This window comes from Micromonospora sp. M51 (genome assembly GCF_018070305.1).
Classification (GTDB): Bacteria; Actinomycetota; Actinomycetes; order Mycobacteriales; family Micromonosporaceae; genus Micromonospora; species Micromonospora parva.
This window is the reverse complement of sequence record NZ_JAGPXZ010000939.1, coordinates 1-2,058: the sequence shown is the minus strand read 5'-3', so window position 1 is coordinate 2,058 and position 2,058 is coordinate 1. Positions and strand designations below refer to the sequence as shown.

General features: G+C 73.9%; 3 protein-coding genes. 2 read left to right on the top strand and 1 reads right to left on the bottom strand.

Going from position 1 to position 2,058, the window contains the following annotated elements:
• Together KBX53_RS31000 and KBX53_RS30995 are read left to right on the top strand one after the other, a co-directional pair.
• A partial coding sequence (locus KBX53_RS31000) for a sugar MFS transporter (RefSeq protein WP_369010019.1) occupies positions 1 to 569 on the top strand: 569 nt, incomplete at its 5' end.
• A gap of 73 nt (positions 570 to 642) precedes the next feature.
• Complete coding sequence (locus KBX53_RS30995; RefSeq protein ID WP_210863288.1) at positions 643 to 1,539, top strand: aldo/keto reductase; 897 nt, start codon at positions 643 to 645, stop codon at positions 1,537 to 1,539.
• 19 nt (positions 1,540 to 1,558) lie between these two features.
• Here the strand turns inward: KBX53_RS30995 and KBX53_RS30990 are convergent.
• Positions 1,559 to 2,058, bottom strand: a 500-nt coding sequence (locus tag KBX53_RS30990; RefSeq protein WP_247676479.1) for a DUF5915 domain-containing protein, incomplete at its 5' end; no start/stop codon positions are given.

Below are 2,058 nucleotides of genomic sequence, written 5' to 3'. Positions count from 1 at the left end.
CGCGCACCCCGCTGATCGGGCAGTTCGTGCTGGTGGCCGCGGTCACCGAGGGCGCCGCCAACGACTGGTTGGCGGTGGCGTTCATCGACGGACGGGACCTGAGCGAGGCCGCCGGCGCGGCCGTCTTCGCGGTCTTCGTGGTGGGCATGACCATCGGGCGTACCGCCGGCACCATCGCCCTGGACCGCTGGGGTCGGGTACCGGTGATCAGCGGCACCATCGGCCTCGCCGTGCTCGGCGCGGGCCTGGCCGTGCTGGCGGGTTCCGGGCCGGTGGCCGTCGTCGGCGTCGCGCTGTGGGGTCTCGGCGCGTCGCTGGGCTTCCCGGTCGGGATGAGCGCGGCGGCCGACGACGAGTCGCACGCGGCGGTGCGGGTGAGCGTGGTCGCGGTGATCGGCTACACCGCGTTCCTCGGCGGCCCGCCGTTGCTGGGGCTGGTCGGCGACCAGGTCGGCACCCTGCGCGCGCTGCTGGTGGTGCCTCTGCTGCTGCTGCCGACCCTGCTGCTGGTGCCGGTGCTGCGCCCGCCGCACCCGGCTGGAACGGCTCCGTCGGTAGATAAAAACTAACCCACCGCGCCGCCTGGCGGTATCGGGTGCGTGGCCGACTGCGCCGCGCACCCGTGCTGGTTATCGTCGCCCGATGCCAACCGACAAGATCACCGCCGCCGCGGCGGGCAGCTGGACCCTGGGCGACCGCACCGTACGCCGGATGGGCTTCGGCTCCATGCGGATCACCGCGAACCCCGACCCGGACCGGGCCGTCGCCCTGCTGCGCCGGGCCGTGGAGTTGGGCGTCAACCACATCGACACGGCCGCCTTCTACGTCTCACCCGGCGGCACCCTGCGGGTCGGCACCGGCCCGGCCCGCTACGCCACCGAGCTGATCCGCGCGGCGCTCGCCCCGTACCCGGACGAGCTGGTGATCGCCACCAAGGTCGGTTTCGGGTACGACCCGGAGGCGGGCTTCACCGAGGCGTTCACCCCGGCGCAGTTGCGCGATCAGGTCGAGGAGAACCTTCGCCGCCTCGGCCGCGACCAGCTGGACGTGGTGAACCTGCGCCTCGGCCGGGGGCCGGGCCCGGTGCCGCTGGCCGATCGGTTCGGCGCGCTCGCCGAGCTGCGGGCCGCCGGGCTGATCCGGCACCTCGGGCTCTCCAACGTCCGGCCGGAGCAGCTGGACGAGGTGGCGGGCATCGCGCCGGTGGTCTGTGTGCAGAACAACTACGGTGTGGACGCCTACCGGGAGCAGGACCCGTTCGTCCGGCTCTGCGGTGAGCGGGGTATCGCCTACGTGCCGTTCTTCGCGCTCGCCGGCACCGGGCGGGAGGCGGGCGCGAGCGTCGCGCAGGGCGAGGCCGTCGAGGCGGTCGCCCGCGTCCACGGCGTCACCCCGCAGCAGGTACGCCTCGCCTGGACCCTGCACCAGGGCCCCCACGTGCTGGCCATCCCCGGCACCGCGAACCCGGAGCACCTGGCGCAGAACGTGGCGGCCGGTGCCCTGCACCTGACCCCGGAGGACCTGACCCGGCTCGGTTGACCGGCCACCCGGCCACCGCTCAGGCCCGCACGACGTGGACGACGATCTCGTAGCCGTTGCCCACGGTGCCGGAGAAACCCTCCGACAACGCGTCCACCACTGTCAGCCTGAGCGCGAGGGTCTCGTGCGCGATGAGCACCTGATGCGTGGAGATCGCCGCCGCCACCTCCGGGGGCGCGGCGATCGACACGGTGACCCGGTCGGACACCGCGAAGTCGGCGTCGCGGCGGGCCTGCTGGACGATGCGGACGACGTCGCGGGCGACGCCCTCGGCCGCCAGTTCGGGGGTGATCTCGGTGTCCAGCGCGATGGTCGCGCCGCGCTGGGTCTCCACCACCCAACCGGTGCGCGGCACCTCCGTGATCAGGATGTCGTCCGGGCCCACCTCGACCGGTGCGCCGTCGACCGACAGCGGGTACGTCCCGTTCGCCCGGACGCCGTCGACCAACTCCCGGGGTGGCACCCCGGCGATGGCCTTCGCGACGTGCTGGGTGCGGTTGCCGAACCGGCGTCCCAGGG